Source organism: Yoonia litorea (assembly GCF_900114675.1).
Lineage (GTDB): Bacteria > Pseudomonadota > Alphaproteobacteria > Rhodobacterales > Rhodobacteraceae > Yoonia > Yoonia litorea.
Window position 1 is genome coordinate 122,923 of record NZ_FOZM01000001.1, and the last position, 24,492, is coordinate 147,414.

At 56.7% G+C, this 24,492-nt stretch carries 27 protein-coding genes; 12 read left to right on the forward strand and 15 right to left on the reverse strand.

The genetic code is table 11. The features are described from left to right. Positions 1 to 84 precede the first annotated feature (84 nt). The 4 genes from BM316_RS00685 to BM316_RS00700 are packed head-to-tail and all read left to right on the forward strand — an operon-like array spanning position 85 to position 2,975. Positions 85 to 759, forward strand: a complete 675-nt coding sequence (locus BM316_RS00685) for a cell division ATP-binding protein FtsE (RefSeq protein WP_090207300.1) — start codon at positions 85 to 87, stop codon at positions 757 to 759. Next, positions 756 to 1,649 (forward strand): cell division protein FtsX, encoded by an 894-nt coding sequence (locus tag BM316_RS00690; protein ID WP_090202697.1) that lies wholly within the window; start codon positions 756 to 758, stop codon positions 1,647 to 1,649. Before BM316_RS00685 ends, BM316_RS00690 begins: the two co-directional genes overlap by 4 nt. Further along, positions 1,646 to 2,374, forward strand: a complete 729-nt coding sequence (locus BM316_RS00695) for a lysophospholipid acyltransferase family protein (protein WP_090202698.1) — start codon at positions 1,646 to 1,648, stop codon at positions 2,372 to 2,374. The genes BM316_RS00690 and BM316_RS00695 overlap by 4 nt, the downstream gene beginning before the upstream one ends. Beyond that, on the forward strand, positions 2,367 to 2,975 hold the full coding sequence (locus BM316_RS00700) for a pyridoxamine 5'-phosphate oxidase family protein (RefSeq protein WP_090202700.1): 609 nt from the start codon (positions 2,367 to 2,369) through the stop codon (positions 2,973 to 2,975). Before BM316_RS00695 ends, BM316_RS00700 begins: the two co-directional genes overlap by 8 nt. Here the strand turns inward: BM316_RS00700 and BM316_RS00705 are convergent, their stop codons facing one another. From BM316_RS00705 to smpB, 6 genes are all read right to left on the reverse strand, one after another. Beyond that, positions 2,976 to 3,647 carry a M50 family metallopeptidase gene (locus tag BM316_RS00705; protein WP_090202703.1) on the reverse strand — a complete coding sequence of 224 codons (672 nt, stop codon included), beginning with the start codon at positions 3,645 to 3,647 and terminating at the stop codon, positions 2,976 to 2,978. Positions 3,648 to 3,649: 2 nt separating this feature from the next. Next, the gene (locus BM316_RS00710; protein WP_090202704.1) at positions 3,650 to 4,612 is read right to left on the reverse strand and encodes an acetyl-CoA carboxylase carboxyltransferase subunit alpha; all 963 of its coding nucleotides are present in this window, start codon (positions 4,610 to 4,612) and stop codon (positions 3,650 to 3,652) included. Between the two features lie 135 nt (positions 4,613 to 4,747). Next, positions 4,748 to 5,707, reverse strand: a complete 960-nt coding sequence (locus BM316_RS00715; RefSeq protein WP_090202708.1) for an L-malyl-CoA/beta-methylmalyl-CoA lyase — start codon at positions 5,705 to 5,707, stop codon at positions 4,748 to 4,750. A 133-nt stretch (positions 5,708 to 5,840) separates the two neighbouring features. Next, positions 5,841 to 7,025 (reverse strand): amino acid aminotransferase, encoded by a 1,185-nt coding sequence (locus tag BM316_RS00720; RefSeq protein WP_090202711.1) that lies wholly within the window; start codon positions 7,023 to 7,025, stop codon positions 5,841 to 5,843. Beyond that, positions 7,025 to 7,894: a 3-mercaptopyruvate sulfurtransferase gene (sseA, locus tag BM316_RS00725; protein WP_090207303.1), complete on the reverse strand. Its 870-nt coding sequence runs from the start codon at positions 7,892 to 7,894 to the stop codon at positions 7,025 to 7,027. Before sseA ends, BM316_RS00720 begins: the two co-directional genes overlap by 1 nt. Before the next feature lie 134 nt (positions 7,895 to 8,028). Next, complete coding sequence (smpB, locus tag BM316_RS00730; protein ID WP_090202714.1) at positions 8,029 to 8,499, reverse strand: SsrA-binding protein SmpB; 471 nt, start codon at positions 8,497 to 8,499, stop codon at positions 8,029 to 8,031. Between the two features lie 129 nt (positions 8,500 to 8,628). On the opposite strand from smpB, the gene BM316_RS00735 reads away from it, so the two are divergent. From BM316_RS00735 to BM316_RS00745, 3 genes are read left to right on the forward strand one after another with little or no spacing between them, the layout of a single operon-like run. Further along, complete coding sequence (locus BM316_RS00735; protein WP_242649694.1) at positions 8,629 to 9,012, forward strand: ion channel; 384 nt, start codon at positions 8,629 to 8,631, stop codon at positions 9,010 to 9,012. Continuing rightward, positions 9,009 to 10,199, forward strand: a complete 1,191-nt coding sequence (locus tag BM316_RS00740) for a winged helix-turn-helix domain-containing protein (protein ID WP_090202720.1) — start codon at positions 9,009 to 9,011, stop codon at positions 10,197 to 10,199. The genes BM316_RS00735 and BM316_RS00740 overlap by 4 nt, the downstream gene beginning before the upstream one ends. Positions 10,200 to 10,259: 60 nt before the next feature. Then, complete coding sequence (locus tag BM316_RS00745) at positions 10,260 to 11,465, forward strand: hypothetical protein (RefSeq protein WP_090202723.1); 1,206 nt, start codon at positions 10,260 to 10,262, stop codon at positions 11,463 to 11,465. Between the two features lie 36 nt (positions 11,466 to 11,501). On the opposite strand, the gene dapA is transcribed toward BM316_RS00745, so the two are convergent. Beyond that, a complete protein-coding gene (gene dapA, locus BM316_RS00750) occupies positions 11,502 to 12,374 on the reverse strand; it encodes a 4-hydroxy-tetrahydrodipicolinate synthase (protein ID WP_090202726.1) in 873 nt (290 codons plus the stop codon). Between the two features lie 192 nt (positions 12,375 to 12,566). On the opposite strand from dapA, the gene BM316_RS00755 reads away from it, so the two are divergent. After that, positions 12,567 to 14,573: a transglycosylase SLT domain-containing protein gene (locus tag BM316_RS00755; protein WP_090202729.1), complete on the forward strand. Its 2,007-nt coding sequence runs from the start codon at positions 12,567 to 12,569 to the stop codon at positions 14,571 to 14,573. Here BM316_RS00755 and BM316_RS00760 read toward each other — a convergent pair. Together BM316_RS00760 and mnmC2 are read right to left on the reverse strand one after the other, a co-directional pair. Beyond that, positions 14,570 to 15,433 carry a DMT family transporter gene (locus BM316_RS00760; RefSeq protein WP_090202732.1) on the reverse strand — a complete coding sequence of 288 codons (864 nt, stop codon included), beginning with the start codon at positions 15,431 to 15,433 and terminating at the stop codon, positions 14,570 to 14,572. The two genes, BM316_RS00755 and BM316_RS00760, sit on opposite strands and share 4 nt — an antisense overlap. After that, positions 15,423 to 16,103, reverse strand: coding sequence for a tRNA (5-methylaminomethyl-2-thiouridine)(34)-methyltransferase MnmC2 (gene mnmC2 / locus BM316_RS00765; RefSeq protein ID WP_090202735.1), 681 nt, complete (start codon positions 16,101 to 16,103; stop codon positions 15,423 to 15,425). The genes BM316_RS00760 and mnmC2 overlap by 11 nt, the downstream gene beginning before the upstream one ends. A gap of 47 nt (positions 16,104 to 16,150) precedes the next feature. On the opposite strand from mnmC2, the gene BM316_RS00770 reads away from it, so the two are divergent. Next, complete coding sequence (locus tag BM316_RS00770) at positions 16,151 to 17,155, forward strand: NAD(P)/FAD-dependent oxidoreductase (protein WP_090202737.1); 1,005 nt, start codon at positions 16,151 to 16,153, stop codon at positions 17,153 to 17,155. 3 nt (positions 17,156 to 17,158) lie between these two features. On the opposite strand, the gene BM316_RS00775 is transcribed toward BM316_RS00770, so the two are convergent. The 6 genes from BM316_RS00775 to BM316_RS00800 all read right to left on the reverse strand — a co-directional run bounded on the left by BM316_RS00775 (position 17,159) and on the right by BM316_RS00800 (position 21,582). Next, complete coding sequence (locus BM316_RS00775; RefSeq protein ID WP_090207305.1) at positions 17,159 to 17,827, reverse strand: cupin domain-containing protein; 669 nt, start codon at positions 17,825 to 17,827, stop codon at positions 17,159 to 17,161. A gap of 9 nt (positions 17,828 to 17,836) precedes the next feature. Next, on the reverse strand, positions 17,837 to 18,595 hold the full coding sequence (locus tag BM316_RS00780; RefSeq protein ID WP_090202740.1) for a LamB/YcsF family protein: 759 nt from the start codon (positions 18,593 to 18,595) through the stop codon (positions 17,837 to 17,839). Between the two features lies 1 nt (position 18,596). After that, a complete protein-coding gene (locus BM316_RS00785; protein ID WP_090202742.1) occupies positions 18,597 to 19,616 on the reverse strand; it encodes a 5-oxoprolinase subunit C family protein in 1,020 nt (339 codons plus the stop codon). Continuing rightward, positions 19,616 to 20,338, reverse strand: coding sequence for a 5-oxoprolinase subunit B family protein (locus tag BM316_RS00790; protein ID WP_090202745.1), 723 nt, complete (start codon positions 20,336 to 20,338; stop codon positions 19,616 to 19,618). The genes BM316_RS00785 and BM316_RS00790 overlap by 1 nt, the downstream gene beginning before the upstream one ends. A gap of 171 nt (positions 20,339 to 20,509) precedes the next feature. Then, positions 20,510 to 21,295, reverse strand: a complete 786-nt coding sequence (locus BM316_RS00795; RefSeq protein WP_090202748.1) for an N-acyl homoserine lactonase family protein — start codon at positions 21,293 to 21,295, stop codon at positions 20,510 to 20,512. Then, positions 21,292 to 21,582, reverse strand: a complete 291-nt coding sequence (locus tag BM316_RS00800; protein WP_090202750.1) for a putative quinol monooxygenase — start codon at positions 21,580 to 21,582, stop codon at positions 21,292 to 21,294. The genes BM316_RS00795 and BM316_RS00800 overlap by 4 nt, the downstream gene beginning before the upstream one ends. Positions 21,583 to 21,706: 124 nt before the next feature. Between BM316_RS00800 and BM316_RS00805 the strand changes: the two genes are divergently transcribed. The 3 genes from BM316_RS00805 to BM316_RS00815 are packed head-to-tail and all read left to right on the forward strand — an operon-like array spanning position 21,707 to position 24,479. After that, positions 21,707 to 22,789, forward strand: a complete 1,083-nt coding sequence (locus BM316_RS00805; RefSeq protein ID WP_090202753.1) for an isocitrate/isopropylmalate dehydrogenase family protein — start codon at positions 21,707 to 21,709, stop codon at positions 22,787 to 22,789. After that, positions 22,786 to 23,808, forward strand: coding sequence for a Gfo/Idh/MocA family protein (locus tag BM316_RS00810; RefSeq protein WP_090202756.1), 1,023 nt, complete (start codon positions 22,786 to 22,788; stop codon positions 23,806 to 23,808). Before BM316_RS00805 ends, BM316_RS00810 begins: the two co-directional genes overlap by 4 nt. Next, positions 23,805 to 24,479, forward strand: coding sequence for a GntR family transcriptional regulator (locus BM316_RS00815; protein ID WP_090207308.1), 675 nt, complete (start codon positions 23,805 to 23,807; stop codon positions 24,477 to 24,479). Before BM316_RS00810 ends, BM316_RS00815 begins: the two co-directional genes overlap by 4 nt. Positions 24,480 to 24,492 lie beyond the last annotated feature (13 nt).

Sequence of the window (24,492 nt, forward strand, 5' to 3'; positions counted from 1 at the left end):
AAGGATTTGCCACCAGAAGACTGAAGCGATTGAATCATGCGTTCGATTTCGGCAGAAGTGTTGCAAATCGCGAAGGGCAGTGCGGTGATCGAACTCGATAAAGTGTCATATGGATATGGCGGCTCGATGCTGTTTTCGCAGCTATCTCTTGAGCTTGCAAAAGGGTCATTCCATTTCCTAACCGGTGCGTCCGGAGCAGGCAAAACAACGCTCCTGAAGCTATGCTATGCAGATCTGAGGGCCAAAACCGGCCAAGTCCGCTTATTTGGAAAAGATGCGGCCAACCTTGGGCGTGATGAGGTGGCTGTTGCGCGTCGCCGTATCGGTGTCGTCCATCAGGACTGCCAGTTTCTCGACCATCTTAGCATTGCCGAAAACATCGTTTTGCCGCTCACGGTGGCAGGTCGCCACGACGAAGTCGGCAAGAACCTGCCTGAGTTGCTGAAATGGGTCGGACTGACAAAGCAGGCGGACCAAAGACCGCCAGAGCTATCCGGCGGGGAACGCCAACGCGCAGCACTCGCACGTGCTGTTATCCTTTCGCCCGATGTCATTCTTGCTGATGAGCCGACAGGGAACGTCGACTGGGAAATGTCCGAGCGGTTAATGAAGCTGCTCGTAGAACTTAACAAAATGGGCAAGTCTGTCCTAATTGCGACGCATGATTTGGGCATGATCCGCACGATGAAGTCTCAGGTCAGTGCGCGCGTATCGCGCCTCAAGGACGGTCAACTTATTCAGGCTGGAGCAGATCTATGAATAGTGTGATCGCGCTCATAGTTGGCGATGCACAGGCGGACCGTGCCGTGCCTCCAACCGGACTAACAGCGCGCTTGACGGTCTTTGTGTCCGCGGCCATGGCGCTTTTGGCCGTCATTGCATTGGCGATTTCGATGACGACAGCGCGTGTGGCCGACGCGTGGGCCGACGAGTTGGCGCAGTCCGCTACGCTGCGATTGCCTGCTGATCGAGGCGACGTTGATGCCATGCTTCAGACTGCGCTCCGTGTTTTGGAACAAACGCCCGGAATTACTGCCGCGCGCGCCCTTTCAAGCGATGAACAGCAAGCCCTGCTCGAGCCGTGGTTCGGCCCTGATCTGACTTTGGAAAACCTGCCGCAACCGCAGATCGTGACGGTCGTTGCCGGGGGCGCGGGATATGATGCCGATGGGCTGAGGGCGCGACTGTCTGCAGAGGTACCGGGGGCAGTTTTCGATGATCATGGCGCGTGGCGGGAACCGTTGCTGAAGGCAGCAGACCGCATTCGTTTAATCATCTGGGGGGTGGTCATCCTGATTGTCACGACGTTAGCGGCCATGGTCACGCTTGCTGCACATGCGTCACTTGTCGCAAATGAGCAGGTTATTCGGGTTCTGCGCCTCGTCGGAGCCCGCGACGCCTACATCGCGAGAGCTTTTGTCCGCCGCTATACGCTGCGCGCCTTGGCCGGTGCTACCGTTGGCGCAGTGCTTGGATTGCTGATCCTTCTGGCGATGCCACAGGATCAGGGGCGGGACAGCATATTGCTTGGTGTCGGGTTTGCAGGGTTTGAGTGGTTGTGGCTCTTGGTCATTCCGCTTTTGTCAGGCATCGTGGCATTTGCTGCGACCCGAACTGCCGCATTTGGCAAATTGAAGGAAATGACATGAAAGATGCGATCCAGTGGATCAGGTCACTGCTCTTCAACGCGTATATGTATCTTTGCGTGCTGGTGTTCGGGATCGTCTATCTTATCCCTGCGATTATTTCTTCTGACGGGGCGGTCGCCGCGTGTCACGCCTATTGCCGTCATATCCGCTGGGCTGCCAGCTGGATGATCGGCTTGAAAACCGAGATCAGGGGCGAGCCGCCGACGTATGAGTGCATGGTGACACCGAAGCATCAGTGTTTCTTTGACGTGCTGATGATTTATGGCGCGGTCCCGCGCGGAAAATTCATTATGAAGGCCATATTGAAGTATGCGCCTATTGTGGGTCAGTTTGGTTTGCGGATCGGATGTATTCCGGTTGACCGTGGCAAGCGTGGTCAGGCCATCAAGAAAATGGTCTCTGACGTGAAAGCCGGTCACGCTCACCCTGGCCAGTTGATCATTTATCCGCAGGGAACCCGCATCGCTCCGGGTGTCAAAGCGCCCTATAAGATCGGGACTGGAGCGCTCTACCGTGAACTGGGGCAGCCGGTCGTGCCTGTTGCCACCAATGTTGGCGTTTTCTGGCCCAAGCGCGGCATCATGCGAAAGCCGGGCACCGCGGTATTTGAATTCTTGCCAAAGATCGAACCGGGACTCGAGGTTGCAGATTTTATGGCGCGGCTCGAAGAGCAAATCGAAACCGCCTCTGATCGCCTGAACAAGGAGGCAGGGTTTGATGGGTGATCACATTATCCGCGATGTTGTCACGCTCGAGGCGCTCTACGGCCAACCTGGGAAAGCCTCACTCATCAAGGTTGTGTCACAGCTGACACCGCTCTATCGCAAATGGATCATGGCTTCGCGGTTCTGTGTGGTTTCTACTGTCGGGCCCGAAGGGACAGATGGCAGCCCCCGCGGTGATGATGGTCCTGTTGTGCAGGAGTTGAACGTCAAAACGCTTCTGCTGCCTGATTGGCGTGGAAACAACAGGATAGATACGCTCCGCAACATCGTCGAAGACGGCAGGATCAGTCTGATGTTTGCGATCCCCGGGTCCAACAACGTGGTGCGTGTCAACGGTCACGCCGTATTGTCGACCGATCCCGAATTGATCGGACGTTTCAATGATCGTGGTCGTGTCCCGCGCAGTGTTGCCGTGATCACGATAAAAGAGATCTACACCCAATGCGCGCGCGCTATGATGCGCGCAAACCTCTGGGGCGGAGACACTGCACCTGAAGACCTGCCAACGGTCGGTGAGATACTGACCGAACAGGAAGATGGTTTTGACGGTAAGACATATGACGCTGAATGGGCCGGTCGCGCCGAAAAGACGATGTGGTGACTAACGGATCTGCACATTACTGCGGCTGCCGATCAGGCGCTTGATGGCCCAAAAGATCACGCCAAGGCTCGCCACAATCCAAACCGTTCCCCATAGCTGCGCTGTGCCGCCGAACTCTGTCGCGAGCATTCTTGCGTCGGAGTTCAGGCTGGACCGCAAAATCGTGTCGCTGAAGATGTCAAAGGGCACATAGATCATGCTCGTTAAGCCGATGACGCGCAGGATCAGGTCGTTTGCGGCGTGCGCAAGAAACCGTGCAGAAAGCAGCATCATCACCCCGACACCGATTGTAAACACCAGCGCAAAGGCATCACGCACGTAAAGTCCACCGATAACGAGCATGAGAACGCCAAGCGCGGCCATTATCGCTTTGTCCGCCGCACTCTTGCTTGCTGCGAGCAAGAGCCCAATGCCGATCACGAGCGAGCCCAGATAGCCTGCGTTCAAAATCAGGAACCGATTTCCGCCACGACTGAGAACAAAGCCGCCCTGATCCGCCGAGACGCTGAGACTGACGACTTCACCGCCAGTTAAAATGGTCGCGACTGCATGCGCAGCCTCGTGAAAGAAGACAATGAGTATCTTGAGTGGAGCCAGGACTGGCGTTTGCCAGAACAGGAAGACAAGGCCCGTCAGAACCAAAAGCTGCCAATGCCGCGCAATGAGACGCAAAATTATGCGGCCAGACCTTTGGATCCCAAAGAGAGATACTTTGACCGACGGTCCGAACGGAGTTTTTCGGGGGACAGATCGCGCAATTCGTTCAGCATCTGGGACAGTGCATCTCCAACAGACTTGATCGCAGCGCTTCTGTCGCGATGAGCGCCACCTTCGGGCTCTTCAATGATCCGGTCGCACACACCGAGTTCATGCAGGTCTTTTGACGTCAGGCGCAGCGCCTCAGCGGACTCACGCATTTTTTCAGCGTCCTTCCAAAGGATAGAGGCACATCCCTCAGGACTGATCACCGAATAGATCGAGTGCTCAAGCATGGCGACGCGGTTGGCACTTGCAAATGCGACTGCACCGCCTGACCCACCTTCACCGATGACAACGCTGATCAGAGGGACGCCTAGTTCCAAGCATTTCTCGGTCGAACGCGCGATTGCCTCAGATTGGCCGCGTTCCTCTGCGCCCTTTCCAGGGTATGCGCCTGGTGTATCGACCAGTGTAATCACCGGGATGCCAAAGCGATTGGCCAGTTCCATCAGCCGGATCGCCTTGCGGTATCCTTCTGGTCGGGCCATTCCGAAGTTCCGTTCAATCCGCGATTTCGTGTCATCACCCTTTTCGTGCCCGATAACCATCACAGGCTGCCCGTCCAGACGCGCCAAGCCGCCCATCACGGCCAGATCGTCGGCAAAATTCCGATCACCGGCGAGCGGAGTAAACTCGGTGAAGAGCGCGTCGATATAGTCTTTGCAATGTGGGCGCTGTGGGTGGCGCGCAACCTGACATTTCCGCCAAGGCGTCAGATCGGCATACAACGACTTCAGAAGATCGGCGGCCTTCTTATCAAGCGCACTTGCCTCTTTCTCAACATCCATTTCCGGATTCTCGCGTGCCATCGCGCGGAGTTCTTCAGCTTTGCCTTCAATTTCGGCAAGTGGCTTTTCAAAGTCGAGGTATTGCGTCATTCGCGGCCAACTCTTGTATATTCTGTCTAGGATATATGGCGCATGGCTGGACGGGTTGCAACGCCAGCAGGGTCTGGGAACGATAAAGGGCGCCCCCTAATCAGGGGCGCCCCAACTTCAAGCCACTATTGAAATTCAGCTGGCTGCAATCATCTCGGACTGGCGCACGATGACCTCCGCCTGCTTGATCGAAGCGATGTCGACCAGACGACCCTTATAGACGGTCGCGCCTTCGCCTCGAGCTTTGGCATCTTCCATTGCAGCAAGGATTTCCCGTGCCTCGGCAACAGCTTCCTCAGAAGGCGTAAAGACTTCATTGGCCAAAGCGATTTGTTTAGGGTGGATCGCCCATTTCCCAACCATACCAAGCGTTGCGGAACGGCGGGCCTGTGCGCGATATCCTTCGTCATCGCTGAAGTCGCCAAATGGGCCATCGACAGGCAACACGCCATGCGTCCGACACGCTGCAACAATCGCAGTTTGTGCCCAATGCCAAGGATCGGAGTAGTGACGGGTGTCCCTGTGCAGCATGTAGTAATTTTCCTGCGTGCCTCCGATGCCAGTTGTCTGCATTCCCATTGAAGCAGCAAAATCGGCTGCCCCAAGGCTCATCGCTGCCATCCGTGGGCTGCTGGCGGCAATCTCCTCGACATGGGCAATACCTGCCGCAGATTCGATAATGACCTCAAAGGTGATTGGCTTCGTGCGGCCCTTCGCGCGCTCAATCGCGGTGACAAGCGCGTCAACTGCGTAAACGTCAGCAGCGCAGCCCACTTTGGGGATCATAATCTGGTCAATTCGGTCGCCTGCCTGTTCCATTACGTCAACGACGTCTTTGTACCAGTACGGTGTATCAAGGCCATTGATGCGGACCGACAGGTACTTGCTGTTCCAGTCCACGTCGTTGATGGCTTGGATGACATTCGCACGCGCGACATCCTTATCAGACGGCGAGACACTGTCCTCAAGGTCAAGATTGATCACGTCAGCAGCGCTTGCCGCCATCTTTTCAAAGAGCTTGGTGTTTGATCCCGGTCCAAACAACTGACAGCGGTTTGGACGGGCGGGCGGTGTCGGTTGCAGGCGGAAAGACATACTACATCCTTTGCGTATGATTATTTCGTCAAGGGTCGCCAGTCTGATAGATTATTGCTTGATGCATCGCAAGCATCTTTTCGCAGACGCAGCATCGGCATGCTGCGTCTGCACCAATAAGGCATCGCGCCGACTAGATGCCTGCGTCGATAATAGCTTTGGCAAGGACCGGGACGGTCTTGGCGTTCAATCCGGCAATGTTCATACGGCTGTCGCCGACCATGTAGATACCATGGTCTGCGCGCAGCTTTTCTACCATCTCTGGCGATGTCCCGAGGCGGCTGAACATGCCTCTGTGATCGGCAAGGAAATCAAAGCGGTCGCTGTTGGACAGTCTGCGCAATTCATCGGCAAGCTGCTGTCGGAGTGCCAGCATACTGTTGCGTGTTTCCTCCAGTTCCGCTTCCCAATCGGCCCGCAATTCCGGGTCCTGAAGGATCGTCGTGACAACCCTTGCACCGTGATCGGGCGGGAAGGAATAATTCTGACGGTTCAGAAATGCCAGGTTCTGTTGCGCGAGCGCCTGTTGATCGGCGTCCTTGGCAATTGCCATCAGGATGCCGGTTCTTTCGCGGTAAATCCCGAAGTTTTTGGAACAACTCGCCGCGACCAAGCAGTTATCAAAGCTGCTTGCGATCTGACGGGTCGCCACCGCATCCTCAGCCAAGCCGTCACCAAATCCTTGGTAGGCGATATCGACCATTGGCACCGCGCGCTTCTTTTGCATCAGTGAAATGACCTGAGACATTTGATCATAGGTGAGGTTCGCACCCGTTGGGTTGTGGCAACAGCCATGCAGCAGGACCACATCGCCTTCAGCCACCTGTTCGAGATCTTCAAGCAAGCCCTTGAAGTCCACACCACGCGTCGCGCTATCGAAATAGCGATACTCTGCCGTCTTCATACCGAGGTATTTGATGATGGACGGATGGTTGGGCCATGTCGGGTTCGAAAGCCAAACCGTTGCCTGCGGCGCGGCAATGCGGATCAACTCCAATGCCTGACGAATAGCGCCTGTACCCCCAGGTGTGGCGACGGCCGCGACGCGTTCCTGTGCAACACTGTCGCCAAGAACGAGGTCCTTCATCACCGCGCTGAAATCAGGATCACCAGCAAGGCCGACATAGGCTTTGCTCTTTTGGTCATTGAGAATCCGACGCTCCGCTTCCTTGACGGCCCGCATGACAGGCGTGTTGCCTGTGGCATCCTTGTAGACACCAACACCAAGATCCACCTTGTCCGATCTTGGATCGGCCTTGAAAGTGGCCATCAGTGCCAGAATTTTATCGGCAGGCTGTGCAGAGAGATTTTCAAGCATCAGTTCGCTCCGGTTGCGATTGGAAGGTCGGCGTACATGCCCCATTCGGACCATGAGCCATCATAAAGCGCGTGATCGGTTTTGCCGATTCGTTCGAGTGCAAGTGAAAGGACTGCTGCGGAGACACCTGACCCACAAGTTGTGATCGCGGGTTTTTGTAGGTCGACACCTGCATCCTTGAAGATCGTTCGCAGCGTGTTGGGGGCTTTCATCGTGCCGTCTTCATTCAAAAGGTCTTTGAAGAATACATTTCTGGAGCCCGGGATATGCCCTGCACGTAGCCCTTCGCGCGGCTCTGGTGCCTCACCCCTGAAACGGGCAGGCGGTCGGGCGTCAATGATGCTGTGGTCGCCAAGCTTTGCCGCGCGCGCCACATCGGTCACATCGCGTGTGCGTTTGCCGTCAAATTTCACAGTCATATGCCGGTCGCGGATGACGGGTGCATCAGTTGTGACCGGGTGTCCCTCGGATGTCCATTTCGGCAGTCCGCCGTCCAGAACAGCGATATTGCGTTGACCCATCAATCGAAAGAGCCACCATACCCGTGCCGCTGAAAACAGGCCGGCACCGTCATAGACAACGACTTGGTGTCCATCACCCACACCCATCGCGCGCATGCGTGACATGAATTTTTCGACTGGTGGCGCCATATGCGGCAGCTCTGAGCGATGGTCGCTGATCTCATCAATGTCAAAGAAGCGGGCGCCAGGGATGTGGCCGGCTGCATACTCTGCTTTGGCATCGCGGTTCATATCGGGCAGATACCAAGAGGCATCAAAAATGCGCAGGTCAGGGTCTTTCAGGTGGGCTGACAACCAAGCCGTACTGACGAGGGTCTTGGGATCATCTTCTGTCTGGACTGGTGTCATCTTCACCTCCAAGGATCACTGCTGCCAGCCCTAACGCGCACACGCCTGCAAAACAAGCGCCGTGGCGGAAGGTATCCTTGATTTATGAGGTTTCACTTGGTGTGCAGCTTTGGCGCGCCGCAGCCTTGAAAGAGTTAATGCTCTTTGAGCAACCTTTGCTTCTGGCGACCCCAGTCACGCTTGGCCTGCGTTTCGCGTTTGTCGTGTGTCTTCTTACCTTTGGCAGTCGCGATCTTGAGCTTCACCAATCCACGGTCGTTGAAATACATCACCAGCGGGACAAGCGTCATACCTTCGCGCTTCGTTGCATTCCAGAGCCTTGCCACTTCGCGCTTGCTCGCCAGAAGTTTGCGTTTGCGCCGTTCTTCATGGGTGAACATTGCCCGGTCGTATGGTGCGATGTAAGCGTTCGTGAGCCAGAGTTCGCCGTCATCGACCGAGGCGTAGCTGTCGGCGATATTCGACTGACCTTCACGCAGGGATTTGACCTCGGATCCATGCAGGACAATGCCGACTTCCAGATCGTCCTCAATCGCATAATCAAAACGCGCGCGCCGGTTCTCGGCGACCACTTTGTAGTTTTTGTTTTCCGGTTTCTTGGCCATAGTTGCGCAGAGATATGCCAAGGCTGCCGGTGGGACAAGGGGTTGTACGGCCGCGGGAGGGAGGAAACGATGCTGGTGCAAATAGCAATCGGCAGTCTGCTACTAGTTTCGTCGGTCCTTATTGCGGGAATGAGTTTCTGGTTGTTTGAGTTACGCGTGACGCGGTTGCGTCCTTGGCTGACCCGTGCCCCGCACCGTCCTAAGCTGATTATGGTGCTTTGTCTCACTGCGCTTTGGGTCCTGGTTCAGATGACGATTGCGGTCTGGATGTGGGCGCTCACGTTTCTCTTGCTGGGTGTTTTCCCAACGCTTGAGACATCGGTCTATTTTTCGCTCGTCTCATTCACGACGTTGGGGTTCGGTGACATATTGTTGCCAATCGAGTGGCGCTTGCTTGGTGGCATGGCTGCACTCAATGGGCTTTTGAATATCGGGCTGGTGACAGCCGCCATGGTCGAGACTTTGCGCCAGCTCAGGCTCCAGCAGATTGCGGCGGAAGAGACCGCGACGTGAACGTTCCCATCATCAGAAATGCGCAAGCGCGCCGGATCTTCTTGGATAAACACGGTCTGAGAGAGCGCCCATCGGGAACCGGCCGCACAAGCGATCTCAAGGCCGTGATTGATGATCTGGGGTTTGTGCAACTGGACAGCGTCAACACCTTCGCACGGGCGCATGACTTAATTCTTTGGTCACGTCGGCAGCGCTATAGGCCAGAGGCGCTGCAGAACTTGCTCCATCGCGACCGCAAGCTTTTTGAACACTGGACACATGATGCGGCAACGATCCCCATCGAAAGCTTCGCATACTGGCGTCTTCGTTTTGCGCGTGACGCCGCGCGCATGGAGTCGCGCTGGAAGGACTGGCGTCGTGGTGATTTCACAGCCAAGATCGACGATGTGCTCCGTCAGATTGCCGATCATGGTGCCTGTACGTCCGGCGATGTGGGAACCGACGAAAGCCGCGGCTCAGGCGGCTGGTGGGATTGGCATCCGTCCAAGACAGCTTTGGAGTATCTTTGGCGCAGTGGGGAAATTTCGGTCGTGCGCAGGGCCGGTTTTACGAAGGTCTATGATCTGACCGAGCGCGTTATACCGCCTGAGCATCTCAATCGTCGCCATGACATCCCTGACACCATCGACTGGTGCTGTGCAGGTGCGCTGGACCGTTTGGGTTTTGCGACCAGTGGTGAGCTCGCCGCATTTTGGGATCATGTCACGCCCGATGAAGCAAAACGCTGGTGTCACGAGGCGCTGGCGCAAGGGCGGATCATGGCCGTCGATATCGAGATGGTCGACGGAAAGCTGCGCCGTTCATTCGCATGGCCTGATCTCCTGGATCGTCCTGCACCGACCCCTGTATCACGCATCCGTATCCTTTCTCCCTTCGATCCGGCATTGAGAGACCGCAAACGCGCCGAAAGACTGTTCGGATTTCACTACCGGATCGAGATTTTCGTGCCGGCACCAAAACGCCGTTACGGCTATTACGTGTTCCCGATGATGCAAGGCGAGAGGCTGATTGGACGGATCGACATGAAGCGTGATGCAGAGACCTTGGTGGTCCGCGCGTTTTGGCCAGAGGACGGTGTCAAGATCGGTGATGGTCGCATGACTGCGTTGCGAAAAGAACTGGCGCGCGCGGCAGAGTTCGGCGGCTGTCAGCGTCTTGATTTTGCGCCAGATTGGCTGAGGCTATAGGGGCACCCAACCGGGCACTGTTCATGCCGCTCGGGAAAGAGATGGAGAGGAGAGCAGCGAGTGTATTATGTCGCTGACACGCAACGGCTGACAGCCGACGGGATCATCACCGAAAGCCAGGCCGCTGAGATCAAAGCACGCGCAAGAAGCGCTATGATTGCGCTTTGCGTCAATGTGCTGCTGATTGGCGGGATTATCGCAGCAACCCTTGGTCTTGTCTTGTTTTTGCGGACACCAATGGCGGTCGCACTTTGCGGTGGGCTTTTCCTTGTCAGTGGTCTGACGATTTTGAGTTTCACAGACAGCGTTTACCGCATGCTCGGGAACGCGAGCGCACTGATCGGTGCGGGCATGCTCATAGCAGGAAGCGGCTTTGAGATTGCAAATCAAATGCGTGAGACCTCGGGTCCATGGCTGTTGCTGCTAGGTGCAGGCATTTCCGCCATTTTCTTCTGGCACTTTGTCGCGGGTCACGCCCAGCTTCGGTTTGCCTATGGCGCGGCACTGCTCATGGGAATGGTGATGCACATTGTCGGTCTTTATCTGGCAGCAGATCAGTTTGAACTGTCAGGCTGGCCCATGCCGATCGTCAATCTTTACGCCACGCTTCTTCTCATCGGACTGGGCTTGCTCCTTGATCAGCGCTTCTTGACGGCTCTTTCAATCGTTCCCTTCGCCCAGATGCTGGATACAGGCACATACTATTTTCATGCGGCCTATGTCTTCTATTCGCCAGAACCAACGCTGTCGATCTTGCAGATGGCGGTCTTGATCGTCCTGTGTCTGTGGTGGATGAACGGCTCGGCTGCGCTGGTCAGACGACAAGCTGGCGTGCTGATGGTGATGGCATTCCTTGTGGCAAACCTCTGCGCGTTGGTTGGCAGTCTCTGGGGTGACGTGGTGGGCAGTCATATCTGGGGCCCGAGGGCAGATCGCAGTGCTTTCGAAGGCGATTGGGCCGCTTACCGGCAGGCTGTCGAAGCGTTTGAAGCGCGCGCGCTTGTGATCGGAGAAGGCGCTTTTGCAATCGGCTGGGCTCTGGCGCTCGGGGCAATCATTGCGTTTGCCGCGTTCAAAAACCAGCGTGGGCTCTTTAACGCAGCAATGACCTTTGCCGGTATCCATGCCTATACACAAATGTTCGAGAGCTTCTACGACCAGCCGCTGGCCTATGTGGTCGGCGGGCTTGCAGCGATCCCGCTAGCGTTCGGACTGTGGCGGCTGAACAACGCGTGGTTCAGTCCGATTGAACCCGGCGGCACTTGAAAAAGGGCGGAGCAGTCCCGCCCTTTTTGCAATTGATTAGTTCAGGAGACCCGCGTGGACCATTGCGAGGCGAATTTTTTCCTTGGTCGCGTCGGTGAGCGGGGTCAGGGGTGACCGGACCTCATCGCTGCAAAGCCCCAAGAGTGACAGACCATACTTGGCACCTGCGACGCCCGGTTCTGTAAAGACCGCTTCGTGCAATGGCATCAGCCGGTCGAGCTGGGTCAGTGCGGATGCAAAGTCGCCTGACAGCGTCGTTTCCTGAAACGCGGCAAGCAGCTTCGGCGCGATGTTGGCGGTGACAGAGATACACCCTTGACCGCCATGCGCGTTGAATCCGAGTGCGGTGGCGTCTTCTCCGGACAGCTGGACAAAATCGGTACCGCAACGTTGTCGTGTCGCCGGCACGCGGGACAGGTCCGCTGTTGCATCCTTCACACCGACAATCATTTCGTGTTTTGCAAGCTCCGCCATCGTGTCTGGCGTCATATCAATGACTGAACGCGGCGGGATATTGTAAATAATGATCGGCAATCCACAGTCGGCCGCCGCCGTGAAATGCGCAATCAAGCCACGCTGGGTAGGCTTGTTGTAGTATGGCGTCACAACCAGTGCAGCGTCGGCACCAGCAGCCTTTGCAGCGCTCACCAGTCGCACCGTCTCAGCGGTGTTGTTTGAACCAGCGCCCGCAATGACCGGAATGCGACCGTTCGCTTCAGCAATCACAGTTTCGACCACGAGGTCGTGCTCTTCATGGCTCAAGGTCGGGCTTTCGCCGGTCGTGCCAACAGGTACAAGCCCGTGGCTGCCTTGCTCGATATGCCAGTTCACAAGTTTTTTGAGCGCGGCAACATCGACTTGGCCGTTCGTAAACGGCGTGACGAGAGCGGGGAGAGATCCCTTGAACATGGCACGCTTCCTTTGTGTTGCTGGCCCCAATCGGCCATTTGAAAATCGCGCGGACACTAGGGCGCAAACGCAAATCCTACAAGCCCCTGTCTTTGTCCGGTTTCAGTCAGGATTCCGCCGACCGACAGGATTGTGAGTTGCTACTCGGACCCGTCCCGCTACCTTGAGAGGCAAACCAAATATGAGCAGGCTATGAGAATCTTCGGACTTTTTGTCCTCGGCTTTGTCGTGTCGACAGCCGCAGGGGCACAGACAGTTTCACAAAGTAGCATCGCAGCGATTTCGGCTGCCGATGACGGCTGGGACGTGGCCTATGAACGCGCGGCGAGCGCTGACCCCATCACCCGAGATGTTCTTGATTGGCTCCGACTCAGAGCCGGTGACGCGCCATTTGCCGAATATCAGGCGTTTCTCGCGGCGAAGCCAGATTGGCCAGGACACAGTCAGATCCGTGCCGCCTCTGAGCGCGCGATAGGCGAGGCGCAGAATGCCGCAGACGTTATCGCATGGTTTGCTGACGACAAGCCGCGGACCGGTGAAGGGGCTGCAAGGCTGGCGCAGGCGTATTTCGCCATGGGTAATGATGATGCGGCACGTGCCGTTCTTCGCGAGGCGTGGATCAATCTCCGCCTGTCGGAAAGCGGCCACGATGCCATGGTACAGGCTTTCGGCACGCTCTTGGAGCCTTGGCACGGTGCCCGCGTCGATGAATTGCTCTGGCGGTCACGGGTGCCAGAAACGCAGCGTATGTTGCCCCTGCTTGGCGATGACCTTCGGGCGCTGACCGAAGCAAGGATTGGCTACGTGACACGCGCCGGCGATCTTGTTGAGCGGGTCGGCAAGGTGCCGGAAGCTTTGCGACAAACGGCTGGCTTCGCGTATGACCGATACTCATGGCTTGCTGGACGCGGCGAATGGAGCGAAGCCGTTGCGATGTTACTGGAACGGTCCACGAGCGCAGAGGCTATGGGTGAGCCTTTCAGATGGTCAGGATGGCGACGCGTGCTGGCGCGTTGGGAAATGCGCGAAGGCAGGGCCACGCAGGCCTATCGCCTCGCATCTCAGCATTTTCTGCAAGACGGTACCAGCTTTACTGATCTGGAATGGTTGGCGGGCTATATTGCCCTGACGTATCTTGGTGATCCCGACGCGGCGCGGCAGCATTTTGAAGCGGCGCTTGCTGCATCAAACAGCCCTATTTCGCTGGGACGCATGCATTATTGGCTCGGGCGCACCTATGAAACCAAAGGAAATCTGGATGAGGCTGTCAGAGCGTATCGTGCTGCAGCAGATCACCAGACTGGCTTCTATGGCCTACTCGCATCCGAAAAGATTGGTCGCCCGCTTGATCCCGCTTTGGCAGGCGCCGAAATTGACTGGCGTGGCGCATCTGTCTTTGACGACGAGATCGTCCGAGCAGCGCTGATCCTCTTGGCGGGCGGCGAAAGAGGGGCCGCCGTCACCTTTTTCGCGCATTTGGGTCGCACGCTTGATGCCGAAAGCATCGGGCAGCTTGGCGCATACCTCAGTGAGATTGACGAGGAGTATTACACCCTGCTTTTGGCGAAGACTGCTGTCACACGGGGCATTCTGATACCGACGATCTATTTTCCGATTCACGATCTGGCTGAGATGGATTTGCCGGTTGATCCTGCACTGGCATTGTCGATCGCGCGCCGCGAAAGCGAGTTCAATACGACGATCGGTAGTCCGGTGGGCGCTTTGGGGCTGATGCAGGTTATGCCACGCACCGCAGAAGAGGTCGCCGGGAATTTGGGTCTGCCTTATTCGCGGTCGCGCCTGACCGCTGACTGGCAGTATAACGCCCGTATTGGGTCAGCCTACCTTGCCTACCTCACCGAGGAATTTGGTCCGACCCCCGTGATGATCGCTGCTGGCTACAATGCTGGCCCAAGCCGTCCGAAAACCTGGATGGCAGAACGTGGCGATCCGCGATTGCGCGAAATGGACGTGATCGACTGGATCGAACACATCCCTTTCCGCGAAACACGAAATTACGTCATGCGGGTAACTGAAAGCTTGCCGATCTATCAGGCGCGCCTGAGTGGACAAACCGGCTCCGTGCAATTCACGCGGTTGCTTCTGGGGGAGAAGCCCGTCTTGCGCCCCATCGCGAGGCCAGCGTCTTTGGAAGAAAATATCACTCAGGTTCGACCGACAGCACGCGCCGACAACTAGGCGGCTTTGCGCGAGCGTAGCAGCGTAAAGATACCTGCGCCCACGATAATTGCCGCGCCAAGCGCCACATTCGGGCGCAGTGTCTCACCCATCAGAAGGATGCCAATAGCACTTGCGAAGACCAATTGCAGGTATGCGAAAGGTTGGACGGCGTTAGCCTCTGCCACCTCGTAGGTCTTGATCAGGAGCCAGTGGCCCGAAGCACCCGTGACGCAAAGGGCAGCCATCCACCCCCAATCTCTGGCTGTCATTGGCTCCCAGTACCAAGCGCCGATGGCTGTCATCACGACAGCGCCAGAGACCCCCGTCCAGAAAAAGGAGGTCGCTGTGGTGTCCTTGCGCGCAGCATAGCGTGTCAAAAGACCATAGAGTGCGAACATCAACGCCGAAACAAGCGGTACAATGGCAGCAGGGGCGAAAACCGCCAAACCCGGCTGTAGGATGACCAGAACACCCACAAAGCCGATTCCGATGGCGACCCAGCGGCGCCAGCCAACCTTTTCACCCAAGACAGGTCCGGAAAGCGCGGCAATCAACAGCGGATAGCACGCAAAGATCGCATGGCTTTCAACAAGGCCCAACAGGACGAAGGCACTGACCATCACACAAATTTCCAAGGCCAGCAAAGTGCCGCGGGTGATTTGCAACAGCGGTTGTGAGGTCGCGGCAGCAGCGCGAATAGACCCAGCTTGGCGTTTTGCGATCGCGATCACGAATGCTGCAAAAAACCAGTAGCGGATCATCACGATCATCAGGACGTTGTAGTTCTCGGCAAGATGCCGCGAAATCCCGTCCTGCACCGCAAAGACAAAGGTCGTTGCCGTCATCAACAGGATGCCTAGGCGCTGGTTATTCTGCATCGGGTCGCCTGGCGGTTGTCATGTGGCGTTTGCGGCCAAACCCTGCGCTGCGGGTGACATCGTAGCCTGCGTGTTCAAGTGCGCGCCTGACATGGCCTGCAGCGCTGTAGGTTGCAGCCGTCCCGCCTGCTTTTGTGTGTGCAAAGACCGCTTGCATCAGTTGAGGTTCCCAAAGTTCAGGGTTCTTCGCCGGAGAAAACCCGTCAAGGTACCACGCATCTGCTTCGCCGCGCCATGCAGGCACAGTTTCGCGCGCATCTCCTGTGACGACGTTTAGGGTCACATTCTCGGATAGGGCACCCGGTTCTGCCAGTGCCGGCCAGTTAAGCAATAGCCGATCAGCATAGGGCGCAATTTCCGGGAAATGAGCCAGCGCCTTTGCCATTTCAGCCTCACGCATTGGGAAGGCTTCGAAAGAGGTAAATGTCAGATGCCCGTCTGCTCCTGACGTCTCCCACGCGTGCCAAGACACAAGAAAATTCAGACCAGTGCCGAAACCGAGCTCGGCAATGTGAAAGCCACCGGCAAAACGCGCGGGCAGGTCGTTGCCGTTCAGGAACACGTGTCGCGTCTCTGCCAGACCATTGTCCAGAGAGTAGTATGGATCATCGAAATTGCGTGCAATCGGAACGCCGTCGCGCCAGTCGATCGTTGCTCTCTGGTCTGTCATACCCGCCTGCCTTAAGTCTGTTTCATCTTTGGGCGGAAGGAAAGAGAATGGCAACGGCAGATATCACGGTGTTGGGGGCCGGAGTTTTTGGTCTTTCCGTCGCCTATGCCTGCGCACGGCGCGGCGCAGTCGTGCGTGTGATTGACCCTCATGGTGTCGCTGCCGGCGCGAGCGGTGGTTTGGTCGGCGCCTTGGCCCCGCATGTGCCAGAAAACTGGAACGACAAGAAAGCTTTCCAGTTTGAAAGCCTAATCATGGCCGAAGCATTTTGGGCAGAAGTGGGCCGCCTCGCAGGAGACGACACTGGATATCTGCGGTCCGGGCGGCTCCAACCGCTTGCCGATGAAAGAGCAGTTGCACTAGCGAGAGCAAGGGCCGAGGGCGCAAAAGAGCTGTGGCAAGGACGGGCCGTCTGGCAGGTTGTCCCCACAAGCGATGAGGATTGGATACCGCCATCTGCCACCGGCCTTGTTGTGCGTGATACGCTTTCGGCGTTGATACAGCCACGGCGCGCGACGAGGACCTTGGCAAAAGCTGTCATGGCGCTGGGCGCAGAAATAACGACAGACGCAGCATGCGAAGGAAAAGTCGTTTGGGCGACGGGTTGGGACGGCATGAAAGAGGTTGGAGGCAATGGCGTGAAAGGGCAGGCGGCACTCTTGGACTTCGACGCTTCAGGCAAGCCCCAACTCTTTGCGGAAGCGCTTCACATCATCCCGCATCTTGATGGAACAGTGGCGGTCGGATCGACATCCGAGCGTGAGTTTGCATCACCTACCGCAACAGATTCCCAGCTTGAAGATGTCATTGCGCGGGTGAGAGATATCTTCCCCATCTTGTCTGATGCGCCAGTGATTGCCCGTTGGGCCGGCGTCAGGCCCCGCAGTAAGAGCCGCGCACCAGTGCTTGGAGCACACCCTCAAAAAGATGGCGAATTCATAGCAAACGGGGGATTCAAGATCGGATTTGGCATGGCCCCCAAAGTGGGTGAGGTCTTGGCGGATTTATTGCTTGATGGCGTGGATAGGATTCCCGAAGGATTTCGCGCTTGATGTTTAGACTGCAGGCGCTTTAGCAAAAGGAAGATGCCCTGTTTTTATCCAGATATCAGCGCCCTGCGGACCCGCGACCAAGTTTAAAGCGTGTCCAACAGGCAAACGCAGCCAACTGTGCTTGCGCAAGGTGTCGCCACTCTCCTCAGCTTCTCCGCCAATGATCAACATTTCCGCGCCTCCCGCAGACAAATCTTGCACCTGAGCTCCGGCTTCAAGTCGAAAGAACCTGACAGTTTCGCGGGCATCCTCGTGAAGAAGGGAGTATTGCACGCCATCGGCCTCGGGGAGGAGACCATCTGCAAGATCACGCCGAAACTGCGTGCGGTCCTCCGGGTCGAACTGCCAGAGTTTGACAAAGATCGTGCAGCCGTTCTCTGCGCCGGGTGTGTGCGATGTCGTGGGTGGATTTCTCACATAGGTTCCAGCGGGGTAGTCGCCGTGTTCATCTTGAAAGACCCCTTCTAGAACAATGAATTCCTCGCCACCGTCATGCGTGTGTGCAGAAAATCGGCTTTCAGGGGCGTAGCGAACGATTGATGTTGCACGCGCGATTTCATCGCCGATGCGATCGAGCATCCTGCGCTCTACACCGGGAACCGGAGAGGCAGTCCATCGCAATTCGTCCGCATGCACAAGCACACGTTTCGTGAAGTCTGCGTTGAGTTCCATCATCCCTCGCTAGAGTTTTGCAATGCGAATACCTTCGGCTTCAAGGTGCGTCCGAACGCCCCTCGCCATCTTAACGGCTCCCGGCGTATCCCCATGTAAACAGATGGTATCAATCTGGCATGGGATATGCTTGCCACTTTCGGAGATGATTGCCCCAGCCTTCAGCATCTGCGCAATGCGTGGGCCTGCTACCTGAGCATCATGGATCACAGCGCCGGGCAAACTGCGGTCCACCAACGTTGCATCGTCGTTGTAGGCCCGATCTGCGAAAATTTCGCCAGCCCAGCGGCAACCGAGGTCTTCCACAACGTCCTGCATCGCAGTGGCGGCAAGCACCATGATGACCAGATCGGGATCGACTGCGAGGGCGGCTGAGTAGCACGCCTTCGCCAGATCATGGTCAACAGCTGCCATGTTGGACAAAGCCCCGTGGAGTTTCAGGTGTCTGACATGGCCGCCTGCACGTCGCGCCATGGCTTGAGCGGCCCCCAATTGATAAACGACCGCATTCGCTATCTCTGAGTGCGGCAAAGGAAGTTTTCTGCGACCAAAGCCCTTCAGATCGTCAAAACCCGGGTGTGCCCCGATACCTACGTCATGCGCGACTGCGTTGCTCATGGTTGCGTGCATCACATCGGGATCGCCCGCATGAAAGCCACACGCGATGTTGGCTGAGGTAACGATCTCCAGAAGGGCAGCATCGTCCCCCATGCGCCACCTACCGAAGCCCTCGCCCATGTCAGCGTTCAGATCAACAGATTGGGCCATCCTATACTCCTTCGAGGTCGTCGCCTGCCGTCGTGCCGCTGATCAATTGGTAGCTGGCCAAGTCGGCAATGTCATGGGGGTCGCGGATGCGCGGCTTACAGGCGGCGGAAAGCCGACGCAGCAAAACTGTGTCCGAAATGGCCGTCGCATCGGCGTCAGCGATGTCGATGAACCTGAACCGGAAGTGCGTGCCGGTCGTAGCCTGTGCGATCCTTGGCAGATCTTCAGGGATGACGCTTCCGATCCGCGGGTATCCCCCGATGGTCTGGCACTCTGCAAGAAGGATGTAAGGCACGCCCGACCCTGCAATCTGAATATCGCCCGGTACGATCAGATCTGAGACGAGGTTCAACCCGCCATCGACAGCAAATGCGTCGCCTTCATAGCTCAACCGGACACCCTGACGGTTGCCGCGTTGGCTGCGAAGAAAATCCGTATTTGCAAATTGTTCAATTGTGGCGCGCGCGAAGAAGTCGGTCTGTGGGCCGGCCATCACGCGGATGACCCCGCCAGAAAACCGATCTTCTGTCTGCAGATGCGTGAATGGTGCGACCTTGCTTTGATCAGCTCCGATAGGAAGAACGTCGCCACCCTGAAGCCTTCGACCAATCGCGGCTGTCAGATGAGTGGCGCGGCTGTCCATGACCGGTTCCGTTTGAATGCCACCGGCAACAGCGAGATAACCGTAGACACCTTTCTTGGCCCCTCGGATCGTCAGCATTTCGCCCGCAGGCAGTACGTAAACGGTATTGGGCAAAACCGCCTCACCGCCAAGCGAGGCCGCCATCTCTGCGCCAGTCACAACAAAGCGCGTGTCATCGTCCGCTCTGAAATTGCCACCGTAGCCCATCATCTCGATGACTGCCGCATCGGCTGATGTGCCAAGCAGGGCCGCCGCCTCAAAGAGCGCCAGACGGTCTGCTGCACCACCCGTCGAAAGTCCGCATGCCTTCCATCCGGGGCGACCCAGATCCTGAACCGTCAATCCCGGACCAGCGTCTATGATGGAAAGGTTCGGCACTAGTCCAGCACCTCAAGCGTAGCGCCTCCATCGGGACCACTGTTGGCAAGCAAGTCATTCATTGTGCTATCGCTGACCGCCTCGAACCTGACTTTATCGCCAGGCGAGAACGCAAACGGTGCATCAGCATCCGGTCGATAGACCTCAAAGGCCGTCTGTCCGATGTGACGCCACCCCGTCGGAGCATCCGCCGCCCAAAGGATCAGTTGTTGCACAGCGGTGATCAAAGCACCTCTAGGAAGCCCTTCGGTCAGCTCTGTCTGTCGTGCAATATTCCAGTGCTCCGGCAGCATACCCAGATATGGTTGCCCTGGTGCGAAACCGATCGCAATGACGCGAAGCCTTGCGTCGCAGATTTCCCTGATAGCGACGTCTGATGAGACGCCAGCCAGCTCAGCTGCCTCGGCAAGCTGAGGTGCATGATCAGGTCCAAAAGCAACGGGAATGCGCCAGAGACGTTTTTCAGCCGTATCAAGTGGCGACTTCTCTGACAGGAGGCTCCTGACTGAACTTGTGATTTTTTCTCTGGTGGTTCTTTCGGGATCAAAACCGACCCGGACCGACACAAGCGACGATGCAACCTCGGTCACGCCTTCGACACCGGCAGCGGCAACCCGGTCCTTGAATGCAAGCGCTTGGGCATTCGCGTCATCCGACAGGCGCCGTGCGAAGCGGACCAAGATACCGTCGGTGCCGGAGGGCAGGATTTCAGGTTCGTCCATAGGTAGATGGAGCCAGTTTCATTGCGATTGCGCGTCAGATTGCATTGCAACGTCAATGCAAATGAATGTCCAGAACGCAGCGCCGCAAAAAACCAATCGCAGTTTGGACAGATCGGGCGACCGCTGATATGCGCGCGAATGTCTTCTTCTGCTCCGGACGCTCGTGCGTGGCTACTTACTGCGCCCTCTGTCCAGGCGCGTGATGTGAGGTGCGAGGTCACTTGGAAAATAGCTTTGCACAAGGGGGTCGTGCCCAGGGATGATCAATTCAGGCGATGATGTCAGCCTGTAGAGCGTTTCAAATCCCTTAAGCATCGCCTCAACATCGACGACAATCGGGAAAGGTTTGCGCTTTTCAAAGTTTTCGTAGAAATGCGCAGCGTCTGATGCCAGCACGAGCCATCCTGCGCTGGTCAAAACCCGGACGCACTGCAAACCGCGCGAATGTCCTCCTATGGCATGCACGGTGACACCCTCTGCGACTTCGGCGTCGCCGTCGTAGAAGGCAACCTTGCCAGCATAGAGCCGTTTGATCGCCTCACACACGTGGTCTGCGGAATACGGCATACGCAGTGTGTCGTGGCACATGCATGGCCCGGTCGCGAAAGCCATCTCGGCTGCTTGCAGATGCAGTGTTGCATTCGGAAACAGATGTAGTCCGCCTGCGTGATCGTAGTGCAGGTGGGTCACGATAACCTTGGTTATATCGGTTGGAGAGAGACCGAACGGGGCCAGAGCTTCGACAGGATTCAATCTGATGGGTCTGTCGCGCCGCACCGCTTCAGCGCTGTCATAGCCAGTGTCGACAAGGATGACATCATCCTCACAGCGGAGCAGCCACATAAAGTAATCCATGCCGTGGGCCGCACCGTGATCGTCGTCAAAGATAAAGCTGTCAGCGCGGGTGCGCGCGTTTCGGTCGGCGTATTTGATCGCGTGAACTTGCCATTGCTTCATTCCTCAACCTTTCCCCAGATTGTGACGTCTTTCTTGGCGACCATGTCAGCTGACGCGCGGTCAAATTCGAGAAAATGCGCGCTAGCCAAATGTGCCTCAAACGCTGATCTGTCGGTGTAAAGCTCGTACAGAAAAACAGATTCGGGCCGCTCGCTATCGGTAGCGATGTCAAACCGATGGCATTCGCGTTCCAGTGCGAGCGACGTTGAGGCGTTTGCCCGCAAGAGAGGCATGAAATTATCCATACTGCCAGACTTGATTTCTAGCGTCACACATACCGCAATCATGTTGATCGCCTCCCTGTCCGAGCTTGGATGAGTACCATTCGATGAACAAACCTTAACTCATGTTGTATTTAACGCATTCATTAATGTATACATTATAGTGATGAAGTCAGCGAGGAAAGTTGCGATGCAAAAAGACTTTGACGTTGCAGTGTTTGAGGGTGATGGGATCGGTCCTGAGATCATGGCGCCGACCATCAAGATATTGAATCAACTGACAAAGCATTCAGACTACTCACTCACGTTTCGTCATCTACCGGCTGGTGCCGCACACTATGCCCGCACCGGTCAAAGCCTTCCCGAGGAAAGCCTCGCGACTGCAGCGCAGTGCGATGCGATCCTTCTCTCAGCCATGGGTCTTCCTGACGTGCGCTATCCTGACGGCACCGAGATTTCACCGCAGATTACGCTCCGCAAAGAGTTCGGGCTATTCGCTGGTGTCAGACCAGTCAGGGTCGCGAAAGGGCATCTATCGCCAATCAAACTGCCGGAGGGGAAAGTGATCGACTTTGTCCTTATCAGGGAAAGCACGGAAGGATTGTTCTACTCGCAAGGCAAAGGGAAAGTCAGTGAAGATGAAGCGCGCGAAACGCTTGTGATCACGCGCAAGACCAGCGAGGCCCTTTTCCGGTTTGCCTTCGAACTGGCAGCGCAACGCAAAGCGCGCGGCGAAGGGGTCGGGCGCGTGACCTGTGTCGACAAAGCAAACGTGTTTCGCGCATTTGCTTTTTTCCGTCAGATTTTTGATGAGGTGGCAGCGGAATTTCCAGGCATTAAGAGCGACCATGCCTATGTCGATGCGACCGCGCTCTGGATGGTCCAAAAGCCATGGGAGTTTGACGTTCTGGTCACCGAAAACATGTTCGGCGATATTCTGTCAGATCTTGGCGCGGGCCTGATGGGCGGATTGGGTGTGGCCCCCTCTGCTGACATTGGTTCGCAGCACGCAGTCTTTCAGCCCTGTCACGGCTCTGCGCCCGACATAGCTGGCCTCGGAAAAGCCAATCCGACGGCCATGATCCTCTCGGCAGCAATGATGCTCGAATGGCTCGCAACGACACATGAGAATCCAGAAATGCTTGCTGATGCCATGAGACTTCGGGCTGCCGTCGAAGATGTGAGCGTATTGGGCGAAGTGGCGACACCCGACTTTGGTGGGCAGGCCTCGACGGCCGATGTGGCATCTGCAATCGAAAGTGCACTGCAATGACATTGCTTCGCGTTGCTTGCGTCGGTGCAGGATACTTTAGTCAGTTTCATATCGACGGTTGGCAGCGTATCCCGCAGGTCTCTTTGGTTGGGGTCTGTGATCTGGACATCGTGAAGGCGCGGCAGGCCAGTCAAGGTGCACCGGCTTTTGACGACCTGCAGTCGATGCTTGCGGAAACCAAACCTGATCTCCTTGATATTGTGTTGCCACCGTCGGGACACCGCGCCGCTGTGGATAACGCGATCAATGCGGGTTGCAAGACGATCATCTGCCAAAAACCTTTCGGGGCAGATCTGCAAGATGCCCGTGCGATGGTAAGTGCGTCAGAGCATGCAGGTGTGCAGCTGATCATCCACGAGAATTTCCGATTTCAACCATGGTACCGCGCAATAAAACAATCAATCGATGGCGGGCTCATTGGGGACGTTCTTCAAGCCACCTTTCGGTTGCGGCCCGGGGACGGGCAGGGCGAAGATGCCTATCTCTCAAGGCAACCATACTTCAGAGAAATGCCGCGGTTCCTGATACACGAGACGGGTGTGCATTTTGTGGATGTCTTCCGCTATTTGTTCGGTGACCCCACTCATGTGTTTGCAGATTTGCGGCAAGTGAATCCTGTGATTGCGGGTGAGGATGCTGGCTTTGTGATTTTCACGCACAAGCGCGGTGTCCGTGCAGTTCTTGATGCGAACCGCAACCTTGATCATGCAGCCGATAACACCCGCCGGACGATGGGCGAGGCGTTGATTGAGGGCACAGATGGGGCGTTGTCATTGACCGGTGACGGTGCTGTCCATTTCCGCAAATTCGGTGCGTTTCAGGAGGATATGCTTCTTGAGCCGAATACGTTTGACGGCTTTGGGGGTGATTGCACCTTTGCCTTGCAACACCATGTGGTGATGGCGCTGGAAGCCGATCGCCAACCTGAGAACGGGGCACAGACGTATCTGCGCGTCCTTGAGATTGAAGCGGCGATTTACGCATCCGCAGAAAGCGGATGCAGGGTCGCACTGGCATGACAGACGGTGCTCAGGCAATGACGGCGACTGAAACCGCGACCTTCGAGCTTCGCGAATTGATTTTCGCTGGTGATCTTGCACCCGGTTCCAATCATCTTGAGGGTGAGCTTGCGGCGCGTCTGGGCATGTCTCGCACGCCGGTGAGGGAGGCGATGATGCTTTTGCAGCAGCAAGGGCTCGTGACCGTTCAACCTCGTCGGGGGATGCGGGTTCTTCCGATTTCTGTGAAAGACATGGAAGAAATTTACGAGTTGCTGACAGTGCTGGAAAGCGCCGCTGCGGCCGGGGCGGCTGCGCGCCAGCCGGATGAAATGGCGCTTTCACCGCTAACGCAGGCAATTGCCGACATGGATCACGCGCTTGCTGACGAAGACCTGATCGCATGGGCTCGTGCAGATGATGCATTTCATGCGGCTTTGGTGGCGCTAAGTGGCAATCAGCGGCTCGTCAGGGTCACCGAGCAGATTGTCGATCAGGTTCGGCGCGCCCGACGGATCACTCTTTACCTGCGGCCGCTTCCGGTCAAATCCAACGATGATCATTGGCGGGTCCTTGAGGCTATTCGGGCAGGTGACGCCGAAACCGCGCATGCGGTGCACCGCGCGCACCGTCAGGAAACAAAAGTTATGTTGATCGGTATTCTCAAGAAAAATCAGCTCCGGCAACTGTAACTGCGCAAACCGC

Excerpts from the sequence above, each read along its gene's own strand:
- BM316_RS00690 (WP_090202697.1), top strand. The coding sequence starts at position 756 with ATGAATAGTGTGATCGCGCTCATAGTTGGCGATGCACAGGCGGACCGT.
- BM316_RS00695 (WP_090202698.1), top strand. The coding sequence starts at position 1,646 with ATGAAAGATGCGATCCAGTGGATCAGGTCACTGCTCTTCAACGCGTAT.
- BM316_RS00700 (WP_090202700.1), top strand. The coding sequence starts at position 2,367 with ATGGGTGATCACATTATCCGCGATGTTGTCACGCTCGAGGCGCTCTAC.
- BM316_RS00710 (WP_090202704.1), bottom strand. The coding sequence starts at position 4,612 with ATGACGCAATACCTCGACTTTGAAAAGCCACTTGCCGAAATTGAAGGC.
- BM316_RS00715 (WP_090202708.1), bottom strand. The coding sequence starts at position 5,707 with ATGTCTTTCCGCCTGCAACCGACACCGCCCGCCCGTCCAAACCGCTGT.
- BM316_RS00720 (WP_090202711.1), bottom strand. The coding sequence starts at position 7,025 with ATGCTTGAAAATCTCTCTGCACAGCCTGCCGATAAAATTCTGGCACTG.
- sseA (WP_090207303.1), bottom strand. The coding sequence starts at position 7,894 with ATGACACCAGTCCAGACAGAAGATGATCCCAAGACCCTCGTCAGTACG.
- smpB (WP_090202714.1), bottom strand. The coding sequence starts at position 8,499 with ATGGCCAAGAAACCGGAAAACAAAAACTACAAAGTGGTCGCCGAGAAC.
- BM316_RS00735 (WP_242649694.1), top strand. The coding sequence starts at position 8,629 with ATGAGTTTCTGGTTGTTTGAGTTACGCGTGACGCGGTTGCGTCCTTGG.
- dapA (WP_090202726.1), bottom strand. The coding sequence starts at position 12,374 with ATGTTCAAGGGATCTCTCCCCGCTCTCGTCACGCCGTTTACGAACGGC.
- BM316_RS00755 (WP_090202729.1), top strand. The coding sequence starts at position 12,567 with ATGAGAATCTTCGGACTTTTTGTCCTCGGCTTTGTCGTGTCGACAGCC.
- BM316_RS00760 (WP_090202732.1), bottom strand. The coding sequence starts at position 15,433 with ATGCAGAATAACCAGCGCCTAGGCATCCTGTTGATGACGGCAACGACC.
- mnmC2 (WP_090202735.1), bottom strand. The coding sequence starts at position 16,103 with ATGACAGACCAGAGAGCAACGATCGACTGGCGCGACGGCGTTCCGATT.
- BM316_RS00770 (WP_090202737.1), top strand. The coding sequence starts at position 16,151 with ATGGCAACGGCAGATATCACGGTGTTGGGGGCCGGAGTTTTTGGTCTT.
- BM316_RS00775 (WP_090207305.1), bottom strand. The coding sequence starts at position 17,827 with ATGGAACTCAACGCAGACTTCACGAAACGTGTGCTTGTGCATGCGGAC.
- BM316_RS00780 (WP_090202740.1), bottom strand. The coding sequence starts at position 18,595 with ATGGCCCAATCTGTTGATCTGAACGCTGACATGGGCGAGGGCTTCGGT.
- BM316_RS00790 (WP_090202745.1), bottom strand. The coding sequence starts at position 20,338 with ATGGACGAACCTGAAATCCTGCCCTCCGGCACCGACGGTATCTTGGTC.
- BM316_RS00795 (WP_090202748.1), bottom strand. The coding sequence starts at position 21,295 with ATGAAGCAATGGCAAGTTCACGCGATCAAATACGCCGACCGAAACGCG.
- BM316_RS00800 (WP_090202750.1), bottom strand. The coding sequence starts at position 21,582 with ATGATTGCGGTATGTGTGACGCTAGAAATCAAGTCTGGCAGTATGGAT.
- BM316_RS00805 (WP_090202753.1), top strand. The coding sequence starts at position 21,707 with ATGCAAAAAGACTTTGACGTTGCAGTGTTTGAGGGTGATGGGATCGGT.
- BM316_RS00810 (WP_090202756.1), top strand. The coding sequence starts at position 22,786 with ATGACATTGCTTCGCGTTGCTTGCGTCGGTGCAGGATACTTTAGTCAG.
- BM316_RS00815 (WP_090207308.1), top strand. The coding sequence starts at position 23,805 with ATGACAGACGGTGCTCAGGCAATGACGGCGACTGAAACCGCGACCTTC.